The following is a 22,982-nucleotide window of genomic DNA, read 5'->3' on the forward strand; positions in this document are numbered from 1 at the left end:
CTCAGTCCAATCCGATTTCTTCCGGATCAGGAATAGTTTGCGCCAAAATATCTTGAATGCTTCGCCGTTGCCGCGCTGGCATGTCCGGCGATCCGGTAAGTGCCGAACTGACGGCCGACTTCAACCGTTTGGCTGAGGAAGTGAGGCGTGTTTCAGGAGCATCCTTGCTCGATGGAACTGACTTTGCTCGCTTCCGAGGCGGCTCGGCAACGGTTTTCCGCCCAATGACTTGAGCCACCTTCTTCGGCGCTTTCGCGGCGGTCACTTGCACGTCTTCGATCTCCCTAGCATTCTCAATTCCGCCGCTCTCGCTACCAGGGGCCGGCGTTGCGCCATAGTCTTGCATGAGTGCAGGCACAGTCATGGCCTGGAGAAATTCGACATCAGGAACCTCCTCTCGGTGCGAACTGGCGATTTCGGCGGCGCTTTTGAAGGGCTCCGTTGCGAAGTATCGCAACTTGTTGCCGAAGATCGGTCGCTGTCCTTCGATCAGCAGGATCATTCTGTCTTCAGGCATTTGCCTGACCTCCTGCGGCATCATCAGGTCACGCTCGCGAATCTGCTCGACTTTGGTGCGGCGAGGGAGGCCGACCAATTCGAGCGTGCGGGATTCGGATTGATAGCGGATCGTTCTCTTGCCAAGGGCACGGGAAGCATATTCGGCGGTGGCCTGATCATTGGCGCCAAGGATGAGTTGCAGACCGCAATTTCCAAGCAGCGAGTGGCGGGCAGTCTCGCCGTAAATCTCGTCGAGATTCTTCAGGTCCTGGATGATGAAAGCCATCTTGATGTTGTAACCGGCGACATAGGGCAGCTTATTGAGGATCTCGTCCATCTTCTTCAACTGCCGGAATTCGTCGAGCAGGAAATAGACGGGCACGGCAGCCGGATTGTGCTCGCGCGTCAGGAGATCCATCACCTGCTGCACGAACAGCGTTAGCAGGGGCCGGAGAATGGTCATGTCTGTGATGTTCGGCGCAAGGTAGATCGTCACCGGCCGCCGCTGCAGCGAAGCGAGATCCATGTCGGTAATGGCCGTCGCTGCAGTCACCCGCTCATTCCGGAACGGTGCCAGTGCCTTCTGGATGTCAAGCAAGCCAGAACGGGCCGCACGTTCGTTCAGAGAGATATAGGCGTTGAAGCTATCCATCGTGAACCTCGACAGATCAGGCTCGTTCTCCTTGATCAGCTTCATGAGCACCTGCAGGTCGATGCCCGCATTGAAGACGTTGTTCACCTCGCCGAGATTGCGGCGGTTCCTGTAGTGCGGGCTTTCCAGGACATAGCTGATCACACCGGCAATGATCTGCTGCGCGGTGCCCTGCCAGACCGCGTTCTCGGAGCCAACCGTTTCCGGGATCAGGATTGCCGCGATGTTCTGAATGTCGATGGTCCGGCTGCCTCGATCGGTGCGCACGAAGTCAAGAGGGTTCCAGCGATGTGTCTTCTGGGATCCCGGCGAGAACAGGAAGACCTGGTGTCCCCTTGCTTTCCGATAACCGGCCGTCAGTTCAAAAATCTCGCCCTTGAGGTCGGTGACAATCATCGAGCCACAAAACATCAGGGCATTCGGAATGACATAACCCACGCCCTTGCCGGATCGGGTCGGGCCGATAATCAGATGATGGCGATCGTCGTTCCGGCGGAGGATGCTGCGGCCGATCCGCCCGAAGACGAGCCCCTCCTTGCGAAACCAGCCGTGTCGACGAAGGGAGCCTCCATCTTGAAACGCTGCATCGCCCAAAGGGCTCGTCGCTTGCCGCAATCCGAATGCGGCAGCTCCCGCAGCCGTGAGGAGGGCAGGGACGAGCGCTGCCAATCCTACAAGCTGCAATGGCCGGTTATGGGAATAGGCAAGGAATTGCTGGATTGGTGCAAGCGGATTACTCGTGCTCATCAGATGCAGGATGCGACCGTCTTTCCAGACGAGCAGTAGGATCAGGCTGTAGCTCAGCATCCAGACAGCGACGGCAATCAGTGCGCAAAACATGAAATAGAAAGTCAGGTACGACCGGCTCATGGTGCGCGCCGGGCGTAGTAAATCTCGGAGACGCCGCGGCGACCACCGTCGCGGCGCAACTGGACGACGATCGGAATGACCATGCGGATGTAAGACATGAGATCCTGCTTGGAGTAGCCGGACGACATGCCGGTCTGCATCATCATCATGGCGAGTTGCTCGTAGGCTCCCATCGGCGTGTCGGCATGCACGGTCGACATGCTGCCGGGATGACCGGTGTTGATGGCGCGAAGAAAAGCGAAGGCTTCCCCGCCGCGGATCTCGCCGACGAAGAGCCGGTCCGGCCGCATGCGCAGTGACGCCTCGAGCAGCGACTGAATGGTGACATGGGCGGTGCCCTGATCGCCGCGCGAGGCCACGAGATGGACGCTGTTGCGATGTGGAGGAAAGAGTTCGCGCGTATCTTCCAATGTCAGGATGCGCTCGTGATCATCGATGCTCTTGAGACAGGCATTGAGGAAGGTTGTCTTGCCGGTCGACGTTCCGCCACTGATGAGCATCGACACCCTTTCGCGGATAGCCGTCTCGATGAAGTCGTGGACGTGGCCTGCTTCGAGAAGCGCAATCAGCCTTTGATCGGTTGCGTTTAGACCACCGAGCGTCACCGACACGTTGTCGAGGCCTCCGGTATCGCGATACTGCGCCAGCGAAAAATCGCTGATGACCTGCTTTCGGATCGATAGGGAGCCGCCGTCGGCTGCTGCCGGCGGAAGGATGATCTGTATGCGTTCCCCGGAGGGAAGGGCGGCACTCAGCAGCGGGTTGATGCGGCTTATGAACTGGTTGCTGGCGGCTGCGACACGTTCGCCGATGTGCTCGATCTCGGCAGAGGTCAGCTGAGGGATTGAATGGAATTCCATATGGCCAGGACCCAGCCGCTCGACAAAGACTTCGCCCGGTCTGTTGACGGAAATCTCCACAACGGTTGGATCTGCAAGAAATTCCGCGAGCGGCAACAGCGCTCGTTTCAGAAAATAATGTGGATCATTGCCTGATGGCACGACCCGCATTGAGGCCTCGCTCATGCTTGATCTCCTTCAGTGCTTCTTCGACGGGATCCGGGTACGTGGCGGAGAAATCGAGGTCCTGGCGAACATAGACGAAGATGCGTTCGCCCTGATGGACACTGATGGTCGGAGGAATGCGCAGATTTTCTCCGAGTGCCTGGTTGGCCATGTCGGAGAAGGTCTGGGCGATGGTCTCGCGCGCAAGTTCCGCCGCGCGGGCGGAATCGGATTCACCGTTGCCAGTGCCGGTGCTGTACTGGTTACTGCCATACCCGGTCAGGTAGGATGATCCGGCGCCGACGATCGACAGCAGGATCGCCGATCCGAAGCGTTCGCGCCATTTGTTGTCGACGATGCCGGTCAGACCAGATCGGCCGAGGCTGTCGGTGCCGATGCTGTTCAGCCGGACTGAAACGCCGTCGTCGCGCAGCAGTCGTGTCCAGATGACAAAAATTCGTTTCTGCCCGCGGGTGATATCAGACTGATATTCGCCGATCAGCCGCGTTCCCGTCGGGATGAGAACCCGGCGACCGTCGAAGGAATAAACGTCTTGAGATGTGATGGCACGAATCTGTCCGGCCAGATCGCTGTTGATCGCCGTCTCCAGGATTCCGGGAATAAGCGTGCCTTCCGGGATCATCGCATCGATGCGGCCGATCTGCCGCGCCTTGGCCGACCGGTCACCGATCGCGGAGGCGCTCGCGAGAAATTTGCTGCTTCGATCCTCGCCGGCAACGGTTAGACCACCTTCCGAACTATTTCCTGACAGCGCCCCGCTTTCGGGATCCGCTTTGGCGGAATCGACGATGATCTGCTTCGAAAGATATCGCTTGGGAAACGCCTCGGCCGGCGGCTGTTTCTCGTCCGCCGTCTGGACCGCCACCGGAGGCGGCGGGACGTCGAACTCGGTCGTATCGGGTGTTTCTTCCTTCTTTTCCTCAGGCGGCGCGGGAAGCTGGATAATGTTGTCGGCCGGCTTCTGCTCGGGCTTTTGGTCGTCTCGAAGGAAGGAGGGCGGTCGAAACGTCGTGGTTGAGAACTCCTCATCGCCGTGCAGCACATCCCGCCGCTGCTTCTGCGGTGCGAAGACGGTGAGATATGCCAGGACCGCTCCGCCGAGCAACAAGGCGGCACCTCCAAGCAATTGATTGCGCTTGGCGCGCCGGTCGCGCACCTCGATTTCATCACCGGCGAGCATCGCTTCGAGTTCAGGCGATCTATTCATCCGTTGCCGTTCCTTCTGCGCATCGTTGCCTTGTTATCCGGGGCGGGACCCATGATGGCTGGATCCGGTTGACCAAAGTCGGGCTTCCTGAGATTGAAGATGCAGGTCCACTGATTGCCGTCGCGCAGCGTGTATTGTGTCGCCGTCCCGTCAACGACGATGTAGTCGCCCTCGCGGCGGACGTTGCGCAGCGTCTCGGTGAAATCGCTATTGACCGCAAAGATCGCCGGCACCTTCGGACCGAACTTGAAGAAGGTCTTTTCGCCGTCGTCGAAAACCATCAGCGGTTTCAGGCCGCCGTCTCCGGAGAACGAGTAATCGATATTGACGTTGGCCTTGTCGATGCCGGAGATGTTAGGATAGCCGGCACGCGCCTCGGCCTCCTTGCGCAGCGAGGCGTTCAGGTCCTTGTCCGGATAGACGAAACGAATGCCGAAGATCTTTTTGTTGTCCTCCGGCGCGTAGTCGTTGAGCTCGAGATAGTAGATGCGCTTCGACGTCACGACATTCATGTTGGTCGAGACGTTTTTCGCCCTCGGTTTGACGAAGAGGATGTTGCCCTTGTCGGTCGGCACCACGTCCCAGCTTTCGGTGTCGCCAACGGCGATGGTTTCGAACTTCTCGTCCTCATCGAAGATGATCATGGTCGATATGCCGTAGGTCGCAAAGACACGTACGACATTGTTCGGTTGGTAGACGACGCTCGTCACGCGCGGGTCGAGCCGCCCAGCGGACGGCGTCTCCGCGGCGAAGGCGCCGGTCGCAAAGGCGAGAGTGGGCGCCAAAATGTAGCGTCTCAGGGAATGGCGCATGGTCACGGGTTGCTCCCAGAGACCGTTTCCTGGTCATGACGATAGTCATAGATCTGGAAGCCCAGCGGGTTCTCGAACCGCCATTCGTTGGTCGCAGGCGTGTCGGTGTAGCGATACCGCACCACCGCGATCCAATGGCTGGTGATCGAATCCGTGTCGGAAAGTTCCGTCGTTGAGAAGCGAACGATACCGGTCGAGCCGTTCGGGAAGGTGACCGAGGCGATCTCCGTCGTCACGCGTTTGGTTTTGCCGTAGATCTTGGCGGGATTTTTCGCATTGGCGGCGCTATAGAGATTCTGAAGCTCGCTTGCCGCATTGCCGGTCGACAGTAGGGCGGAGATCCCGAAATTCTGCTCGATCGTGTAAGGGTCATATCCTTCGCGAGCGCGGATGTAGCGGACAATATTGGCCTGGGTAATCGCCTGTTGGTCGGTGAGATTGGCCGGCCGCGTCAGGCCGGTCTTCACCTCGACATAGCCGGTGCTTTTGTCGACCTCGACGATATAGGGCTCGAAGCTCTTGAGCGGCACGAGCATGACCAGCGCAAGCAGGCTCAGCAGCGTTATGCCGCCAAAAATCGTGGTGACGAACCAGGCAATGATCCGCGACCGCCTGGCTTTTTTGACGACCTCCTGCTCCCAGATGTCGCCGGTTTGATAGTAAGTCGCCAAATTGATGTTCCTGGAATTTGCCATCGTCAATCAACCGCTCGAAGGTTTGAGGTCATGTCGGCGTGCCGTTTTTGGAGATTTTGTCCTGCATCGCCGCGCGGGCGCCCGCGGGGTCGTCAGCATCATCTCGGCGGAACCGCTCGCGAAGATTGCTGCCCGCGCGCGCAGCCCCTTGGCCGGCCGAAACGCCAGCGCGCCCCACGGCGCGAGGCGTTCTGACGCCGGCAAAGTGCGTTATATGTTTTGCCGCATTGCCGACGCCGGCCGCTAGACCGCCTGCAATTCCCTGCCCAAGCGACTGGATGTGGAGCATTACGAAGCCACCCGCGATGCACAGCAACAGGAACCCGGCAATGTCGGCCAGAGTGAGAGTGCGGGACCCGCTGGCTGCGTCGATCTTCGTCAACTCCGGGTTCATCGCAGCGATCAGGAAGGCGGCAATCACGTAGATGAACAGCGGAATGAGCGCATAGGTGAGAACCTGGTTGAACCAGCCGACACCGTAGCCACGTGTCCGTTCAAACAGCATGCAGGCGATGAATAGCGGCGCGGTCCCGATCAGGACCCAGAGCATGACTTTCGCAAGGATCAGGATCGCAAGTGCGATCGCGATGAAGACGCCGGCGCCGACCATGATGACGATGCCGATCATGCTCGGCAGGATCGAGAAATAGCCGGACTGCTCGGCAAAGGCAGACGCTGCCTCACTCGCGGTTTTCCAGATCTGCGACATGCCGTTGGTCGGTTCGCTGATGCCGGTTCCTGCCGCCGCCAGAATGGCGCGGCCAACATTCTCGGGCGTATCGTTGATCCAATGATAGAACAGATTATTGAAATTGCCCCAGGAGCTGACGAGCGCAAGGACGATCATCATACGGGCGATGCGACCGATGATCTCGCCGACGCCGATGCGCGCTGTTCCCATGATCAGTTGCAGGCCGTACCAGGCGACATAGGCGACGAACATGATTTTCAGCAGCGGCGTCAGCTCGTTGCCGACGATCGTATAGGCCTGCTCCGAGAAGCTGGTTCCGGAGTTTTCGATGCGGTTGAGAAGGTCGCCGAGGAAGTCCTGCATTGCTGAGCCCTATTACTGATCGGCGACACCGAGTGCAGCGAAGGCGGCGACCGGATCGTTGACGGGACGTAAGGGACCGCAGTCTTTCTCTGCGGCCTCCGTAAATGAGGTGAGATTGGCTGGCCGTTTGCAGGGCGCCGTCTTCTCCTTGACAGTTCCACAGGCTGTCATGAGGACACCAACGATGAGCGCGGCGAAGAGACCTTGGTATTTTGCCATCTCAGTTTCCGTAGGTGAGAGCCTTCTTCGTATTGGAAATGTCGGTGAGCCGGCGCTGGTTCTCCGCCTGCAGCGAAATGACGGCACCGTTCAGGACGCCGATCATCTCGTTCAGCGTTAGTCCCGACTGCACCTGCAGCTGGGTATTCTGGTCGATCGAGCCTTTGATGTCCTGAGCGGACCCGATTTGGGCGCCGGCCTGCTGGAAGGCGCTCCGGCGTGTCTCGATCGCCTGGCGCGATCCGTTGATCAGCGCCGAGACGCCAAGCACGGTGTTGACCAGTTGCTCGTAGGACTTATCGCCGGAGAACGTGCTGTTTTCCTTGCCGGACAACGACTTCACCAACTGCAGGCCGTTGATGAACGTGGTTGCCGCCTTGGCGATATCTCCGCTCATCGACCCGAAATTCGGAACACCTTCCTTCAGGATGCTGTCGAAGGAAGGCACGGCCGAGACGCTGAAGCCATTGCCGATCGCCAGGTCCTTCAAGGGCGCGGCGGTACTGCCGCGGTCGCCGGTTACCGCTTTCAGCGTATCCTGCACGGTCGACAGGATATTCTTGTTGGTATCGAGGATATGGTCAGTGGTCTCAGCCGTCTTCTTGGCGACCTCGTAGTTCGTCTTGTCGATGACGGGCACGTCGGCGAGCGCCGCTGACGGCAACACCAGGAGCACGGAGAGTGTGAGCACTTTTAATTTCATTTCGCTTCTCCTGTTATTGCGGCTGCAGCAATAGCTGCACCTGATCTGCGGTTGGGCGCTTCTTGACGCAGGCCTTGTCTGCATCGCTCCAGACAAGGCTCTGGCGGGGATCGCAGAGACCGGTGGTCTCGCGCGGCGTCTCTCTATCGGGATCGTGATCGGTGCCGCGCGACGAGCCGGAGAGGTTAGCCGAGGTGACGGCATTGCGGGTATTCACGAGGTCGGCCATCTCGGTCCCGAGCTTGATGGCATTGTTCATCATCGCGAGATTGGCGTTGCGGACCGCCGAATTATGGTCCCAACTGTCCTGAATGGTTCCCGTCTGGACCTGCCCCAATTGTTGATACCAGCTTGCGACGTTTCCGAGGCTATCGGAGGTGGCGGCCGACGTGCCCATGGCGTTCAAGGTCGATGACCGCATGCTGGTATAGGCGGTTCCTCCACCTCCAAAATTTAAGGCTATTCCCGTTTTGTCGGATCCTCCGAAAGCCGGCAGCCAGTCCCGGGTGATCGAGGCGACATAGCCTTGCGTCTCCTTGAAGGGCGGGATGCCGCCATATTTGCTGACATTGCCCGGTCCGGAATTATAGGCTGCGAGCGCCAGCGAAACGTCGCCGTTGAAGCGGCAGAGTTGCTGCTTGTAATAACGAGCACCGCCGCGCAAGTTCTCTTCGATATTGTTCTCGTCGACACCGAGCTCAGCCGCCGTTCCCGGCATCAGTTGTGCGAGGCCGGTGGCGCCGGCGCCCGACTTGGCGCATGGGTTGAACCGGCTTTCTTGGTAGACGAGGGCTAGAAACTGGTTCTCGTCGACACCTTCCTCGCGCGCGACCCGTCGCACCAGACCTGAAATTTCCGGATTGGCTTCGGCCGTATCGACGGCGTCGTTGCGGCGGCCTGGCCGATACATCGAGCAGGTGACAGAGGTGTGGATCGTATAGCGATCGTGATCGGTATCTTCGACGTTGCTCACCGCCTCATCGAGCTGTTTATGTTCGCCGAGATTGGTGTCGTCGAGGACTGGGACGTCGGCAAACGCAAAGCCTGCGTCGAAGGCAAGCAGCAATGCCGCGGCAAGGAGAGTGGGAAGGAAATCAGCTCTCACGGGCGCGCCCACCCGCAAAATTCTGCAAGCCAGCCGGCCGGGTCGTCGCCATGCTGATCGCGGAGCCGCGCGCATTCCTCGACCGTGTCTTTGCGGCCGGAGAGGACTTTGATCAGATCGGGCATCGAGGAAAGATCGAGCCGGGCGATCACGCTGTCATTGCCGTGCTTGATCAGAAAGGTGCGTTTCTCAGGCGCCGTGTTGCGGATGAAGTCGAACTCCTTCCTCGTCAGCCCGAAGCGCCCGATATAGCTGTCTTCGTCGGCTCGAGGATTGGGGAAATGAATATGGGTCGCGGATTGCTCGATGAGCGTATGCGATATCGGTGATTTGGCGATGTCAGCCGCTGACTGTGTGCCGAACCCGATGATGCCATTGAGCTTGCGGATGGTTCTTGTCTTATCGACGATGAAGTCGCTGGTGGTCTGATCACGCTCCAGATGCCAGCCTTCATCCATGAAGAACATCACGGGCGTGCCGTCCAGCAGCTCGTCCATGCGATGGAACAGATACATCAATGCGGGCGTGCGGACGTCCGGATTGCCGAGGATGTTGGTCATGTCGAAGCCGAACACCCGATGGCCGGAGAATGAGAGGACATCGTGCCGTGCATTGAAAAGCCACGCCTTCTCGCCTTCGATCCAGGGCCTGAGGCGAGCATGGAGATCGTTCGGATCGGCACGGGACCGGCCGGTCAGCAGGCCTGCAAGATTGGCGAGATTGCGCTCGGCGGTGGGTTCCTGCATCAGGCGCACGATGGCGCGTTCAAGCGTGTCTTCCTCCTCCTGATCGAAGGCGCCTTCCTTATCCTTGCGCAGCATCGCCTTTAGCAGCCGGAGCAGAAACTCGCGGTTCTCGCCGGTGTTTTCGAGCTGCAAGGGATTGAACCCCGTCGGCATGCCGGGAGAGAGGATCTCGTAAGCGCCGTTCATCGCACGGATGAAGATTTCTGCACCGCGGTCCTTGTCGAAGAAGACTGCCTTGGGCGTCGGCCGAACCCGAAAAGCCTGGGCAAGCAGAAAGGTGAGCGCCACCGTCTTTCCTGATCCGGTCGGACCGGTGACGAGGAAATGGCCGATATCGCGCTGGTGGAAATTGAACCAATAGGGCGTCTGGCTCGTGGTTTCGAGGATGGAGATCGGTGTTCCCCAATGCATCCCCTCCCGCTGACCGGAGGCGAAATTATGCATCGACGACAGGCCGGAGAAATTCGCGCTCGACAGCATCGCCTTGCGGGCGATGTAGGCGTGATTGCCGGGTAACTGCGCCCAGAATGAGGCCTCCATGTTGAGGTCCTCGCGCAGCCAATTGATGTTCATGTCGGTGAGGCAGGCGCCGAGGTCGGAGACCGCCTTGTTGACGCCGTCGAGATCCCGCGACAGGCAGAGCAGAGACAGATGGTGGAAGCCGAAAACGGCCTCCTGGTTGAGCAAGCTGTTCAAAGCAAAATCGATGTCGCCCTCGACGTCGCTGCCGGCCTCATCGGAGGCCGCGATCTGACGCTTGAGCCGCGAAATACGCTCCTGGGCGATCGGCTTGTCGGCGATCGTAAAGGACTGGGTGAGAATGAACTCGTGGTTCACCTGCAGAAGGCCATCGAGCATGCCCGGACCTGTGAATGGCGGATACTCCTTGATCGAGAGCATCGCGCCGAACCTGTCTTCGTCCCTGGTCGGTCCCTGGGCTTGCATCGTTCGCCGCGAGAAATGCAGACGGGAGGTGCCGATATAATTGGCAAGACCCATCCGCGGCAGACGCATTCGACGTGGGACGCCGCAAGTGAGGATGGCGTTTAGAAACTCGCAAGGCTCCGAATAAGGCTCATCCTTGCGGTAGGCGATGCCAAGTGGGCGGGCGCCATATTTGCTGAGGTCGCGGGTGATGTTGCCGACAAATTCCTCGAGCTCGCTAACGCCCTCGCGCAAATGCTCATCAAGCGCATTTCGCCCGGCTGCGCGGTCGAGGAAGCGGCGAACCCCATCACCGGCAGCGAGCGCGCCCCGCATGCCGGAACTGAGGACAGTCAGATAGAGTTCGTTGGTGAACATGCGTTTGCCGGCGAGCGACGCAGCGTAGCGCCGATCCAGCTCCGCACAGAATGGATCGTCGAATTCACTGGAGATCGTCGTGTCGACCTGCCGGCGAATGACCGTCGACCAAAGGGAGAACCGGCTTGATCCCAAAGCTCGGATCAAGGTGTTCTGAATGAGCGAGCGCATGTTGAGTTCCGCCTGATCCTCTGTCTGAAAGAACAGCCCATCCAGCCTGACGACACTCATCAATGCGCCGTCCTCGAGCTTGATGACGGTGTCGGCGACATGGCGGAGGTAGGGGATATGTTTCGACATCGGCCGCTCGCGATGAGCGATAGCGCCAAATCCGAGTTCTTCGCGGATAACGTTCAGCATGTTCAGGGCCCGTACGAGTTGGCGCCCCAGAACGTCTTGTTTGGGGTTTTTGGCGTAAGCCGGGTTGAGACCTGCAGCACATCGAGAATGCGAGCATCGAAGGTGCTGAGCGTGAACAGCACGACATAGGCGAAGGGAGCGGTCAGCAGCGCCCATAACTCATTGGTCGCAAGCCAGGCGATGGTGGTGGTGCCGATCATGATGACCACGGCCATATAGGGTACGCCCCATAGGGTGGGAGCGCGCGTCAGCCCGATCACCAGGGGAGTGAGATGGGGTTTGTCGTTGTCGGCCTGTGCCATGATCAGTTTCCGACCGTTGCGATCAGCTGATCGACGATGGCAGGTGCCCCAAAGACCAGGCCGATACCAAGCGCCACGGCGCCGGCTGTGAACCAGCTCAATCGTCCGGCGAAAGCGAGGAAGCCAAGACTGATCACGGCTATGATCGCGACCAGACGACCGAACGGGCCGGTGATGAAGTCGACGATGGCCTGCACAACAGCCTGTAGCGGCGCAAAGGCTTGGTTTGTTGCCTGGGCAAAAGCGAGATCAGCACCTGCCACTTGCGCAGCAACCACAAGCGACAAGACCAGCGTGGCACGCAGGATCGTCTTTTGACGCGAGGACAATTCCAACTTCATGTTCCGCTCCTTTCGTTTCAGAATTGCATGACGCCACCGACGAACGCCGCGCCGCGGGCGCCGAGGACGTCGCTGCTGCCGGTCTGCCGGTCGGTGTTGTCGGGTGACTTTTGATTGCGAGGATTGGACAAGCGCTTGTCGGGGAAGCTGACGCCGAGCTGCCGATTGATCACAGAGGCGACGTAGCGCACGGTTTCGGGATAGGCGGGGACGCCCTTGTTGTCGTAGATCGCCTGTTCGCCCGCATTATAGGCGGCCGCGGCCAGGATGGGGTTCTTGAGCCGGACGAGGAGGGTGCGCAGATAGCGTATGCCGCCATCGATGTTCGACGCCGGATCGCAGATGTCGGTAACGCCGAAACGCGCGGCCGTCGCAGGCGTCAATTGCATTGGGCCGCGCGCACCTTTTGGGCTATTGCGAACTTGATCAAAGCGGCTTTCCGTCCAGGCAATAGCGGTAGCGAAGCCCGCATCGACGCCATATTTTCCCGCGGCGTCTGTAACCATTGCTTCGATCCCTGCTGGATCGATCGGTGAAGGGCCGCATAGGGGCATGCTATCGATTTGACGAAGCGGCGTAGCGCGATGAGTTTTTGATCCGGCGCCGGATTCCGTTCCTTGGGTTGATGCAGGAAATAAACCATTTGAGTTATGTGATTTGGCTACGATCTCAGGCATGACGATGCCGTCTTTCCCGATCGAAAACTCCTCCTTCGATTGTCCTGGACTGGCCCAGGACGACGCCCACGTGGCAGTTGCAAAGCGTGAAAAATCGAAAGAATTCAGCTCATCAGCAAGTGAATTTGAAGGGATAGGACCCTGCAAAGCCATGACTGAAAGCAAAATGACGGTCGACCGCATGCGATATCCTCGCTCGGGTTTGGATCGATATAGTCGGTTGCCGGGTAGCGGAAATGGCCGCTTGTTTTTGCGATGCAAATAACCTATTTGGTTTAGTGCTACATCGGTTTTTTCGAAAGGGAAAGCTAAAAATGAACAGCGTGCCAAAGAAAATTGTAACGCATCTAGTTAAGAAGCTCTTGGTCAGGGCGGCCTTCGTATTGATGGCTGGGCGCGTCATTGCCGCCGCGGGAGCAGTTGATGAAGCCTATGTGAAATCCTTCGCGGCGCCGGAAAAGACCGTGCTCGTCGTCGAGTACTACAACGGTGACAGTAAGGTGGTCGGCCGAAAGGGCTTTGCCTCGGCAACCGGGTTCAAAGTCGCGTCGCCGACCGATATCGCCGTCGCCGACAAGGTGCGGCTCCATCTTTTCGGGGTGGAGCCATGTGCCGGCGAGATGGTGAACCGAAAGGAGAATTTTGCCGGTAAATGCGAGGACTTCGCCAGGGAGCAACTGGCGATCCTCCTGAAGTCGCCGAAGGTGCTCTTTTGCCGGGCGTTCGTTTCCGAGGAGAATGCGCCGCTCCAGGACGCGACCTGCTTCGGCTACTACAATTACCCCGGCACGCTCGATGCCGTCGACAATATCGAGGAGCAGTTGCTCTCATTGGGCGCCGTCAAGCTCTCGAAAAAGCCGGACGGCACGCTGATGCGTCCGGACCTTGCCGGGGCCGAGAAGATTGGCCGCAGCGGCTTTGGGATGTGGGCCGATCCCCGGGTCCAAAACCGATGAACCGAATGTCCTTGTTCATTGCCGTGGCTATTCTCGTTACAGCTCAGCCCCTCTTGGCCGCACCGATGGGGTATTTCGATTTGGATGCGGGCGTGGCGCTGGAGAGTGGCGACACCTGGACGGCGAACGGCGAGCGTTATCGGCTTTACGGCGTACAGGCCTGTCTGCGTGGGACGACCTTTACCAACAATGCCGGCAAGACACAGGATTGCGGCGATGCATCGCTTTCGGTGCTCGCGGCCTTCATCAAGGACACGCATCCCTCCTGTGCGCCGATCGCACGGGCGGCAGGCGTCGTCTACGTCGTTTGTTTTGCGACGGTTGCGGGGGAGCGCCTGGACCTTGCCACCATGCTGATCTCGGAGGGTTATGCCTTCGCAGCCCTTGATGCGAAGGGCATGCCCGTCAATCCGGCCTATGCCGTTGGCGAGCAGGAGGCGAGGGCGCGCAAGGCGGGCCTTTGGCAGTTCCCAGACGTCCGTCATCCCTCGATTTTGCTGGGACGGGCGGCAAGCTACCATCAGGAGAAAGCCAAATGAGCGCTCGCTTTGCCATCGGCGCGTTGGTCCTTCTTTGCACGGGCATCAATCCGGTTTCCGCTGCCGACTTTGTGCCGGGTTCGGCGGTCGGCCAGCGACTCGGGGCGCCTGAAACGCAATCACTATTAAGGGGCAAAGTATCGGTTATCAGCGGCGATACGCTGTGGTTTCCAACTCTCGGAAGACGCGTGCGGCTTGCCGGCATCCAAGCTTGCCCAGTCCCGGAAGGGGGGTTCGATCCGAAGCCGCAAGGAACAATAGCCATTACGGCGCCGATTCCATCCGGTCCGCTGGCGAAAGCCTGGCTGAAGCGCGTCGTTGGCAATAGGCCGGTGGTCTGCAGGCCGGTTCCTCCTTATGGCTCGGAAGTGCCGGCCGCCAAATGTTCGACGCGGGGACGCGACCTCGGCCTCGAGATGCTCCGCGTCGGCTGGGCGAGGGTTGCCGCAGTCACGGAGCCGGATCCGCAATATCTCACAGCAGAAAGGTACGCCCGATCGGCACGGTACGGACTTTGGGGGACTTACGTTCTCGACATGGATGAATGGAACCGCAGGGCTGTCGACCGGACGATGGAGCGACGGCCCCTGGCGGACCGGACACTCCTTCAGGAGCGAGAGCAGGAGATCACGCCGCCGTTTGCCGACTGGCGCGACAGGCCGCGGCGCAGAGATCGTTAGGGAGGGAGTCGGACAATGAGATTGGTGTTGCCGCTTGTGTCGGTGTTGATGTTCTCCCTGCCGCTCTCACCGGCTGAAGCGAGCGAGTGGGGGTGCGAGGTGCTGCTTTGTGCGGCCTCTGACAATCCGTCGTGGCACGGCGTCGAAAGTTGCCATCCGCCGATGGAGCGGCTGATCTCGGCCATGAAACGCCCAGGGTTCTCCTGGCCGACCTGCCCGGAAGGCGGGGCTGGCAAGCCTGGTTTCGAGCGATATGCGGACTGCCCAGCTGGTTGGGTGCCGACCGAGGCAGACCAGGACTTCAATCATGGTCGTTCCGACGAACTGTCGCGCTGCATGCGGACCGTCAACGCGTGTAAGGCCAAGGCTTTCCAGCGATACCGAAATGAAGATCGGACGGCGACAACGAAGGACGGCGTCACGCGCGTCTATTCGGATTCGAGCAGTTGCGAGTATCGCGAATACACCGCGCGGCCGTTACGCGACGAGCCCTATTATTTCGATATCGAAAGTTCAGGAAAAGAGACGACCGAGCGTCACTATTTTGACCTGAGAGATTGAGTTTTTTGCGGCCAGGCTCTCGTCCGAGCGCAATATCAATGTCCTCCATGTCGCCAAGTCGGCTGATTGTCTTACACCCCTTCGGGGTAGAGGCGCGGGAAGAGGATATCGAGCGCATGCGTGGGAAAGCGCAGCGACACCGCTCCTTTTTCGGTCGTCGATGCCAGTAGACCCTCGTCAGTCAGCGCCTTGAGCAGCCGGCGTGCCGAGCGCTCAGGAAGTCCTGTAATGCGTGGAGCCTCGCCACGCTCGAATGCGCCTCGCACCAACGCTTCCTGCAACAGCCGTGCAGCTTCCGCAGGCAAGGTCTCATGCCGGTCGACATAACGCTTCAAACGTCCTCCCAGCGCATCCAGATCGAAAAGACTGCCCATATAGTCGAGTTGGTCGACGCAGACGCGGAGGAACCATCCGGTGAACAACTCCAATCCCTTTCTCGATAGGTTTCCGCGTCCATCGCGCTCGCCTTGGCGCTGCTCGTCAGCCCAAGCCATGTATTCCTTATACTCGGCTCGTCCTTTGGGGCCTCCTGCAAGTCCTCGCGCCAGACCGCGTGAAATCGACCAGAGGCCATGTGCGCCAATCCCGGCCGCATGCGCCATCGCGTGGCTCATCAGACGGCTGACGCGACCATTCCCATCCGGGAACGGATGAATGTAGTTGAATCGGTGATGTGCGGTCGCCATAGCGAAGAGACGGGCGCTGCGGCTCGGGCCGACCGCCAACATCTTTTCGTTGGATTCTGGTTCGAAGGCAAAGCGGCGATGGAAATACGCCATGAAGTCGGCTACGCGATCACTCGCCGGCGGCAGATGTCTGCCCACCTCGACGTCCTGTTCGTTTCCTCGTCGCCACTCCCCCGGCACCATGATAAAACTGCGATTGTTGCCGGCGATCGTTAGCATCTTTTCCGTGGCGCCGGCATAGAAGTCGCGGTGGAGTTGTCGAATGAAGTCCAGTGAGGCAGGGTCAGGCAGAGTTGCCGCCGCCGCTCGTTCATCGATATTCTGCTGCACCCGATAGTGCGCCACGGCCTCGATCTTCAGGTCACGTCGATCGTCCAGAGGTTCTATGCCGTCTAGCGCCTGTTCGATCTCACGCGGCCGTGTATTATGACCTTCGATCAGGTTACTATAATAGGTATTCATAATGCGGACTGTCCGAGCCAATTGGGCGGCAGTTTCAGGGTGGAGGGCGCGCCCGAGCAGCTCCGCCTTCGCGACGACCTCTAGCGAAAGGTCGACCAACTCGCTGCTTGGATTCTCTATGCGTGCCGGTTCAATCCGGCTAGGTGCTTCGATGGCGGTCATTTTGGCCGATACTTTATGTCATAATTTCCATTTATTTACAGCATTATCCTATAGATTTCCAGGGGAAATGGCCGATCCTCTGGCCGATCTTTGATGACGTGCCGATAACAACGGAACTTCCGAGTTATCCAGGTTCTATTGCGTTTTAAGACGCTGGATTATGGTCTATAGGATCTCGTCATTCTTTGAAGAATGGTTGCACGGATCGCAAGACAAAAGCCACTGTTGTCCGATCTAATGCGACCCCGGTCGCCAGGATGCGGGCGACATGCTCGACCTTCCTGTAGGCCTCAATGCGGTTTCCTGGCGGCCATGCGCTGATTGTCGTGCAGAGCTCCAGTTCCTTGATGCGCAATTGCGTCAACTCGGTTTTTGGTATCTTGGGCTTCGACTGGCGCACGAGTTCCAATTCGACAATCAATGCAGCATGATGATCGATTAGATCAGTAAGTCCGCGTCTAGGATCGTCGCCACTCATCTTACGCTCCTTCTCAAGCGGGAAGAATGTGATCGGCCGAACCGTCTGGGCTCGGCCGGCAGTAGCCAGGTGCAACGTCGGTAATGTATGAGGGAGGAAATCAGCATGGGTATGTTTCATGACCAGCAGACTTGAGAAATACATCGATAAGAACGATCTGATCGAAACGATCGATACCGAAGTCGAGAAGCCGATTTTTCGCCGCCCAGGTTATGACGCGGTCCCGACCTTTGCCGAACTCGATCGTCGCCTTGCCGATGGCCTGCGCGAGGCTCGCGATCGTGCCGGCTTGACCCATGCGGAGGTAGCACCGCTTCTCGGGCTTCATCCGATCGTTTATGGGCGCTATGAGCGCGCTGAAACGAAGATGCATGTCTCGCGCCTCATACATCTGAGCGAACTGCTGGATTTCTCGCCGATCGACTTGATCATGGCGGCTGCTCCCTATCGTTTTGGCAAATCTCCGGAGGCATCAGAACGCCGCCGGAAACTCATCAAGGTTGTTGAGGGCCTCCCCGACGAGGCGGTCGAATCGATGCTGTCTCTGGTTGAGGCCATGTCCAAGCTGCGTTCCGAGGAAGGCAAGTAGATGCTGGATCATGGAGGCCGCCCAACAACCTCGGGATCTCGCTGACCATCATCTCAACCGCTTTCTCCCGTCGCTTCATAAAGTCTGTAAGGAAGATCAGCGTAGGCATATTCTGCTGGTATCGCGGCTGGGCAGAGCTTCGACAGGAAGAGGTCGAGGTTTTCTGCACTGTTGCTGGAGACGAGCGTGTAGAAATTCCCGCTGTTCCAGGTCACGAACGAGTGCTTGAAAAAGCGCCGCATCGTCTCGGCGATCTCTATCAGAGTGACCTCGCTTCGATTCATCCGCGTTAGAACCGTCTCTTCCTTTGCGCGAATGTCGGCGGAACTGAAAAAGCGGGCTTTGAAGCCATGGTCCTTTTGCCGTTCGCGCCGCCGATACTCCTCGTCGTCTTCATGCCTGAATTTTTCGACGAATATGAATAACCCTTTGCTCTTCAGGTGCTGCGAAACGAAACGGATCTGATCGAAGCGATTGGGCGAATACATCTGAAACGTCGTGTCTTCGACAATTATGTCAAAGCCGTTCGCGAACGTCTTCAGCTTTTCGTCCTGCTGAACTTTCTCAGGTGTCAGATGGTGAAACGGCCCATGGAAAAACATGGCGTGCGGTGGAACACCATAGGCGTAGAAGTTTCTGAGGTTCTCGATATTGGGACTGCAGGATAGCGTCTCGACCCTGCCGTTGCCGAGTTCGGCAATCACACGCGCCATCGTGCCTTCGGCGGTGCCTAAGGTATAGAGGTTGAGCCTTCCCTTTCTGGCGCGTGCGTATTTGAGAATTGCGCAGCCCATACGGCACTCCTCTTCGAACCGATAAGGAATGCTGCTGAGATAATGCTGATCAAACGGACCTTGCCGCAACGGATGGAGAGCTGAAAAGCGCCGGAACGTTAGGTCCAACGGAAAGAGGCGCCGGTCAAGCTGAGGTGGTCGGCTGGGCATGCCGGCCCGCCCCGATGCGGTTGTCGAAAAGAACTCCGAAAGCTCGTTGAGCCGAGGGGCACGGTCGCACTCCTCCAGGAAGTCGTCAAATTCATGCATGCGAAAGACCTTTCTCTCGCATCATCGCATTCTGGTTTCTTTGATATCCCTATGCGCTCGTGGCTGATCTTGGGTGACCAGCGATACGAAGCCTCTTCGCGATAATGCTCGAAGGGAAGATGAGCGGATTCATCAGGTTTTCGCATCCAGGATTGTGATATGCTTTCATGAAAGTGACATAAAATTCGTCCTCAGGTTAAAAGAAATTTGTCGAGCAACTTTTAGTCCGCTACGGTCACTGCCGCCGCTCTTGAACAGGAGAAGCCATAAGAAGTGGAGCCCGTTGCAGCCGTTCGACCCGAAAAAATAAAGCAGTCTCAAGGACAAATGATCCTTCACAGACAAGGTCTTTGGAACGATGCGCGCGCCGATGTTGTTCGCCGGATCGATTTAGGACGGCAGGACATCGAAGTTGCAACTGATCACCATATGATCTTCCTCAACATACGAGGCTCTGCCAAAATCGGGGAAAACTATATTGACGGGCGCAATGTCGGCTTCACTCCGCGACCCGACGGTTCTCTTGTTTATATTCCGCCAGGTTGTCACTGGAGTGGTTGGGATGAAGGCGATGCCGACGCCGGCTATCTCATGATCACAGTTGCAAACGCGTTCTTGACCAACTTGTCGGAGAGACTGCCAGGTGTCGGCAATTGGCGTCCAAAACTCGGATTCAGGGATCTGCCGATCCAATCCGTAGCCCGGCAGATTGCCTGGGAGCTATCACATGATGATCCTATGAGCGATCTAATCGTCGAAGGATACCTGGCAGCCATCTTTGGACTTCTGCAACGCCACTCCAGAACATCCGGCAAGGCCTCGCGGGGCGGACTGGCACCAACGCTCCTCAAGAGAGTAATCGAACAAATCGATGCCCATATCGATCAACCGCCCAGCGTGCGCGCACTCGCTGAAGACGCGGGGATAAGCCGTGAGCACTTCAGTCGAGCCTTTAAACAATCCCAAGGTTTGACACCTTACGCGTTCTACAATCAACGGCGACTTGAACGCGCCAGCGATCTTCTGCGTTTGACGACGATGACCGTGACAGACGTTGCGATTGCCTGTGGCTATGCAAGCGGGAGCCATCTGTCGACCAGGTTTCGGCGGGAGACCGGACTTTCGCCGGCGCAGTATCGTGCACTCTGGACGGGATAGACTGATCGCGAGCGAGAAAAGAAATATCACATTCGTGAAAGCCGCGCTCCATCGGGTCGAATAGGATGCCCTCACAAATTATCGTGAGGATTGCAGATGGAGTCGGGATATTGATTGGCCTGATCGGGAGAAACACTGCTTCCGCCATCTATCACTTCTGCGTTGTCACATCTTCCGCCGGGCGCAATGCCTATTTTGTGTTGGCGGCCTGGATTGCCGTCGATGTCAGCCACGGCACCAGTGCTCTTGCCGTTCTTCTCGCGCTCGGAGGTGCTGCCGAACTGTTGACGAGCAATATCGGCGGCACTCTGATTGATCGGTTTGACCGTCGCATGGTCTGCATCGTCTGCGATCTATTTCGGCTGGTGCTGATGCTGACGACCGGGCTCGGGTTCTTGTTCGCCGATCCGCTCATTGTTCTCTACCTATCTTGGACCATCTTTGCGATCGTCGACAGAACCTACTCGACGTCGCTGCAGGCATTAATCCCATCTATAGCGCGCGCCGTGAATCTCGGATCGTTCAATTCGAGCGCGTATATTGGAATGCAGGCTGGCAATTTGCTCGCGGCCATAATCACCGGTTTCATGCTGAGCAACGCTGGCCGGGAGTTAGCACCTCTGTTGCCAAGTGGGTTCTTTGTCCTCTCCCTCCTGGGGCTGCTGGCGATGAGCAGCATACGCCCGCGTTCTGCGGCTCATCATCGCCCTAAAAGTGGCGACATTCGTCGCTCGGATCTGCTGCCGACCACGTTCGCTCTTGGGTCGTTAAAGACCGGCGCAGCCATGTACGGACTGATTTATGCAATGGGCATGTTTGTGAACATGTTGGCTTCGGCTTATGTGATCCGTGAACTGGACGCGACGTCGCTGCAATTCGGATGTCTTGAGGCGGCCTGGGCCGTTGGCTCCATTGCCGGCTGCGCTATCTTTCTCTTGGGTAGTGGGTTCTGGCGACCGCAGAACATTCTCGTCCATTTGGCGCTTGCCGGCATGTTTCTTCTTGGCTTTTGGTTCTACCAAAGTTTTCCTTTCGCTATCATTCAAATGACGATCCTGGGATTGAGCTACAACATCGCGCGGGTTCTGATTGATGTTCAGGTTCAGTCGACCGTCTCGATCGATGCGCTGGGGCGTGCACGGAGCCAGATTCATACGGTCTGCGTCGCCACAGGCTTATTGGGCTACGGCATCATCGGCGTTTTCGGAAACGCGATCCTGCCTTCGGAAATTTTCGGGCTTTTCGGCACGGTCATGATCGCCGCTGCGCTCTTCTTTTGCTTCAGAATGAATCGGGGAGGTTCGGCGGAAAGCCGGCTCATTTGAGAATGGAGACATCAAGCGGCGCAGACCTGATATCCAAGGACGAGCTTCAAGCTCTCATTTTTCAATTGTTCCCCTGGGCCCGTCAGTTTGAGGGGGCTCCGGTGGCAGACTATGCCAATGCGGTCTTCACCGTCGCCTCTTATCAATCGGACTGCGCCCCCCGACAGCAAGCCCTGTCGTTATTGCGCTCGCGGATCGGAAAGATCGCGCAACGCCGTGGTTATTCGGGAGAGCAAGTATCGAGATTTGAAAGAGAGATCGAAGCTGCCCCGGTGCTGCAAACCGGTCCGCACCTACACCTGTTGATCGAGCCCGATGCATTTTATACCCATCTCTTCTCGCTGATGGGGCTCCGCGCCCGTGGAAGGAGATGCTACATTTCCTACGGTTGTTCGACCGTCAAATTCGTGGAGCGCGGCCGCAAAGGCCCTGCCTGGCTGCACGTTGATGGCCAGGCGATCAATGTATTCGGCCTGTCACGCAGCAAGATGATCCCCTACAGCATCTTGGGCAGAAACAACGGCTATAGCTTTCAACTCCAGAATGTCGATCGGCCCGGCGGGGAGACGGACGCAATCTGTCGTCTTCGAGGGATCTTGCCGGCCGGGGAGTTCCAGTCGGCGGCCGAAGCGATCAAGGCGGCAAACCTTAGTCTCTGGAAGCGCTATTTCGATAATGCGATCGATTTCCTTCAGTTCGATGATTACGATGTCGCCGATCTGGTAGGGGATCATCTTTCCGATGAGCAATCTTGGCTGCGAGCAGGGTTGATCGAGGATATCAGTTTTGCGACACGGCTTCTCGATGGCATTGATCGACTTGCCGATAATGCCTGGCGAGGTTGGCTGAAAAACTCGACCCATTTCTTCTGGGGCTGCATCGACGGGCGGCTCTTTCCATTGTGGCTCGATGATGCGGTTCTTCGGCCGAGGGGTACAGAGGATTTCCATGTCGAATTTTCACCCGGAGCTCTGGGCGCGGCCTTGGCGAACGGGCGGATCATTCCGAATCTCCTGTTGATGTTTATCGTCACATCGATCCTGCCCGGAATACGCGTTCTCGGCGGAAGTCGTCATACGGTCTATTATCCGTTGATGCGCTGGGCATTCGGTGAAGCGCTGAGGAGCGACGATCGTGACGCGGAGCTTCTCGGCGCCCTGACTGAGGATGAGCGGCCGGGCGCGTGGGGCCATCGCGTCATTTCCTCGCCATACGAGCCATTTTCTCTGCTGAACACGCCCGGCAGCAACGGGATTTCGAGCCTTCTGGAACGATTTGGCCAGATGAGCATCGAGGATGCTTCTGGACCTTTGTCAAGCTTTACGGAGGATCCGCTGTGGGCGGATCTGGCCGCGGCTTTTTCAGCTGGGACGCTGAGCGCAGATGCGCCGGAATGGGCGTTTTCCTGATTGTGCTCGAAATACCTCAGCGCATTATTGCATCCGCGATTCGCGGATGTATCGCTCTGTGAACTCACGCGTGATTCCAAGACGAAGCTATTGAATCTTGTAGAGAATTCGGTTGCGAAGCGAGCCGAATTCCTCTATCTTTTTTAGTGAGGCAGTACGCGCTGCCTTGGGGATTAGAACCCCCTACGAGCGGTTGATGTCGGCCGGTACGACATCACACTCCTTGACCTTTTGGGTCGGGGAGCCTGTGGCGTATGTCCAGGCTCCTCGGAGCTAAAGGCCATAGGGCCGTCTCGTACGGTGTTCTAACTTCCCGATCAGTGGGTTGAGCGAGTTTTCAGCGGGGGCGTACCGCATGAAACTCTC

24 protein-coding genes are annotated in these 22,982 nt (G+C 58.1%); 8 read left to right on the forward strand and 16 right to left on the reverse strand.

Translation table 11 applies throughout. The features are described 5' to 3' along the window. Nucleotide 1: 1 nt before the first annotated feature. Genes QA648_RS22345 through QA648_RS22405 form a run of 13 tightly spaced genes read right to left on the reverse strand, consistent with a single transcriptional unit; the run spans nt 2 to nt 12,751 of the window. The gene (locus QA648_RS22345) at nt 2-2,020 is read right to left on the reverse strand and encodes a type IV secretory system conjugative DNA transfer family protein (protein WP_283053723.1); all 2,019 of its coding nucleotides are present in this window, start codon (nt 2,018-2,020) and stop codon (nt 2-4) included. Beyond that, a complete protein-coding gene (virB11, locus tag QA648_RS22350; protein ID WP_283053724.1) occupies nt 2,017-3,045 on the reverse strand; it encodes a P-type DNA transfer ATPase VirB11 in 1,029 nt (342 codons plus the stop codon). The genes QA648_RS22345 and virB11 overlap by 4 nt, the downstream gene beginning before the upstream one ends. After that, nucleotides 3,005-4,252 (reverse strand): type IV secretion system protein VirB10, encoded by a 1,248-nt coding sequence (gene virB10, locus QA648_RS22355; RefSeq protein ID WP_283053725.1) that lies wholly within the window; start codon nt 4,250-4,252, stop codon nt 3,005-3,007. The genes virB11 and virB10 overlap by 41 nt, the downstream gene beginning before the upstream one ends. Next, nucleotides 4,249-5,064, reverse strand: a complete 816-nt coding sequence (locus QA648_RS22360) for a TrbG/VirB9 family P-type conjugative transfer protein (protein WP_283054236.1) — start codon at nt 5,062-5,064, stop codon at nt 4,249-4,251. Before QA648_RS22360 ends, virB10 begins: the two co-directional genes overlap by 4 nt. A gap of 2 nt (nt 5,065-5,066) precedes the next feature. Next, nucleotides 5,067-5,759: a type IV secretion system protein gene (locus tag QA648_RS22365; protein ID WP_283053726.1), complete on the reverse strand. Its 693-nt coding sequence runs from the start codon at nt 5,757-5,759 to the stop codon at nt 5,067-5,069. A 28-nt stretch (nt 5,760-5,787) separates the two neighbouring features. Continuing rightward, on the reverse strand, nt 5,788-6,813 hold the full coding sequence (locus QA648_RS22370; protein WP_283053727.1) for a type IV secretion system protein: 1,026 nt from the start codon (nt 6,811-6,813) through the stop codon (nt 5,788-5,790). Between the two features lie 12 nt (nt 6,814-6,825). Continuing rightward, nucleotides 6,826-7,032, reverse strand: a complete 207-nt coding sequence (locus QA648_RS22375; RefSeq protein ID WP_104827102.1) for a hypothetical protein — start codon at nt 7,030-7,032, stop codon at nt 6,826-6,828. A 1-nt stretch (nt 7,033) separates the two neighbouring features. Then, nucleotides 7,034-7,735 carry a type IV secretion system protein gene (locus tag QA648_RS22380; protein ID WP_283053728.1) on the reverse strand — a complete coding sequence of 234 codons (702 nt, stop codon included), beginning with the start codon at nt 7,733-7,735 and terminating at the stop codon, nt 7,034-7,036. 13 nt (nt 7,736-7,748) lie between these two features. Further along, complete coding sequence (locus QA648_RS22385) at nt 7,749-8,840, reverse strand: lytic transglycosylase domain-containing protein (RefSeq protein WP_283053729.1); 1,092 nt, start codon at nt 8,838-8,840, stop codon at nt 7,749-7,751. Further along, nucleotides 8,837-11,248, reverse strand: a complete 2,412-nt coding sequence (locus QA648_RS22390; protein ID WP_283053730.1) for a VirB4 family type IV secretion/conjugal transfer ATPase — start codon at nt 11,246-11,248, stop codon at nt 8,837-8,839. Before QA648_RS22390 ends, QA648_RS22385 begins: the two co-directional genes overlap by 4 nt. Before the next feature lie 2 nt (nt 11,249-11,250). Beyond that, nucleotides 11,251-11,550, reverse strand: a complete 300-nt coding sequence (locus QA648_RS22395) for a VirB3 family type IV secretion system protein (RefSeq protein ID WP_283053731.1) — start codon at nt 11,548-11,550, stop codon at nt 11,251-11,253. 2 nt (nt 11,551-11,552) lie between these two features. Then, on the reverse strand, nt 11,553-11,891 hold the full coding sequence (locus tag QA648_RS22400; RefSeq protein WP_283053732.1) for a TrbC/VirB2 family protein: 339 nt from the start codon (nt 11,889-11,891) through the stop codon (nt 11,553-11,555). A gap of 17 nt (nt 11,892-11,908) precedes the next feature. Further along, nucleotides 11,909-12,751 (reverse strand): lytic transglycosylase domain-containing protein, encoded by an 843-nt coding sequence (locus QA648_RS22405; RefSeq protein ID WP_283053734.1) that lies wholly within the window; start codon nt 12,749-12,751, stop codon nt 11,909-11,911. Nucleotides 12,752-12,954: 203 nt separating this feature from the next. Between QA648_RS22405 and QA648_RS22410 the strand changes: the two genes are divergently transcribed. From QA648_RS22410 to QA648_RS22425, 4 genes are read left to right on the forward strand one after another with little or no spacing between them, the layout of a single operon-like run. Next, the gene (locus QA648_RS22410) at nt 12,955-13,524 is read left to right on the forward strand and encodes a hypothetical protein (RefSeq protein WP_283054237.1); all 570 of its coding nucleotides are present in this window, start codon (nt 12,955-12,957) and stop codon (nt 13,522-13,524) included. Next, nucleotides 13,521-14,063 carry a thermonuclease family protein gene (locus QA648_RS22415; RefSeq protein WP_283053735.1) on the forward strand — a complete coding sequence of 181 codons (543 nt, stop codon included), beginning with the start codon at nt 13,521-13,523 and terminating at the stop codon, nt 14,061-14,063. The genes QA648_RS22410 and QA648_RS22415 overlap by 4 nt, the downstream gene beginning before the upstream one ends. Beyond that, nucleotides 14,060-14,743 carry a thermonuclease family protein gene (locus QA648_RS22420; protein WP_283053736.1) on the forward strand — a complete coding sequence of 228 codons (684 nt, stop codon included), beginning with the start codon at nt 14,060-14,062 and terminating at the stop codon, nt 14,741-14,743. Before QA648_RS22415 ends, QA648_RS22420 begins: the two co-directional genes overlap by 4 nt. 15 nt (nt 14,744-14,758) lie before the next feature. Then, nucleotides 14,759-15,304 carry a hypothetical protein gene (locus QA648_RS22425; RefSeq protein WP_283053738.1) on the forward strand — a complete coding sequence of 182 codons (546 nt, stop codon included), beginning with the start codon at nt 14,759-14,761 and terminating at the stop codon, nt 15,302-15,304. Nucleotides 15,305-15,375: 71 nt separating this feature from the next. Here the strand turns inward: QA648_RS22425 and QA648_RS22430 are convergent, their stop codons facing one another. Then, nucleotides 15,376-16,614: a Fic family protein gene (locus QA648_RS22430; RefSeq protein ID WP_283053739.1), complete on the reverse strand. Its 1,239-nt coding sequence runs from the start codon at nt 16,612-16,614 to the stop codon at nt 15,376-15,378. A gap of 178 nt (nt 16,615-16,792) precedes the next feature. Next, nucleotides 16,793-17,092, reverse strand: coding sequence for a hypothetical protein (locus QA648_RS22435; protein ID WP_283053741.1), 300 nt, complete (start codon nt 17,090-17,092; stop codon nt 16,793-16,795). Between the two features lie 118 nt (nt 17,093-17,210). Here QA648_RS22435 and QA648_RS22440 point away from each other — a divergent pair, with 118 nt between their 5' ends. Further along, nucleotides 17,211-17,681, forward strand: a complete 471-nt coding sequence (locus QA648_RS22440) for a helix-turn-helix transcriptional regulator (protein ID WP_245464088.1) — start codon at nt 17,211-17,213, stop codon at nt 17,679-17,681. Nucleotides 17,682-17,734: 53 nt separating this feature from the next. Here QA648_RS22440 and QA648_RS22445 read toward each other — a convergent pair whose 3' ends face one another. Next, complete coding sequence (locus QA648_RS22445) at nt 17,735-18,724, reverse strand: class I SAM-dependent methyltransferase (protein WP_349254316.1); 990 nt, start codon at nt 18,722-18,724, stop codon at nt 17,735-17,737. Nucleotides 18,725-18,997: 273 nt separating this feature from the next. On the opposite strand from QA648_RS22445, the gene QA648_RS22450 reads away from it, so the two are divergent. From QA648_RS22450 to QA648_RS22460, 3 genes are all read left to right on the forward strand, one after another. Then, nucleotides 18,998-19,882, forward strand: a complete 885-nt coding sequence (locus QA648_RS22450) for an AraC family transcriptional regulator (RefSeq protein WP_283053744.1) — start codon at nt 18,998-19,000, stop codon at nt 19,880-19,882. A 110-nt stretch (nt 19,883-19,992) separates the two neighbouring features. Further along, nucleotides 19,993-21,207, forward strand: coding sequence for an MFS transporter (locus QA648_RS22455; RefSeq protein ID WP_283053745.1), 1,215 nt, complete (start codon nt 19,993-19,995; stop codon nt 21,205-21,207). A gap of 101 nt (nt 21,208-21,308) precedes the next feature. Beyond that, nucleotides 21,309-22,616, forward strand: coding sequence for a hypothetical protein (locus QA648_RS22460; RefSeq protein WP_283053746.1), 1,308 nt, complete (start codon nt 21,309-21,311; stop codon nt 22,614-22,616). Nucleotides 22,617-22,982 lie beyond the last annotated feature (366 nt).

This window comes from Rhizobium sp. CB3171 (assembly GCF_029714265.1).
Taxonomy (GTDB): domain Bacteria; phylum Pseudomonadota; class Alphaproteobacteria; order Rhizobiales; family Rhizobiaceae; genus Rhizobium.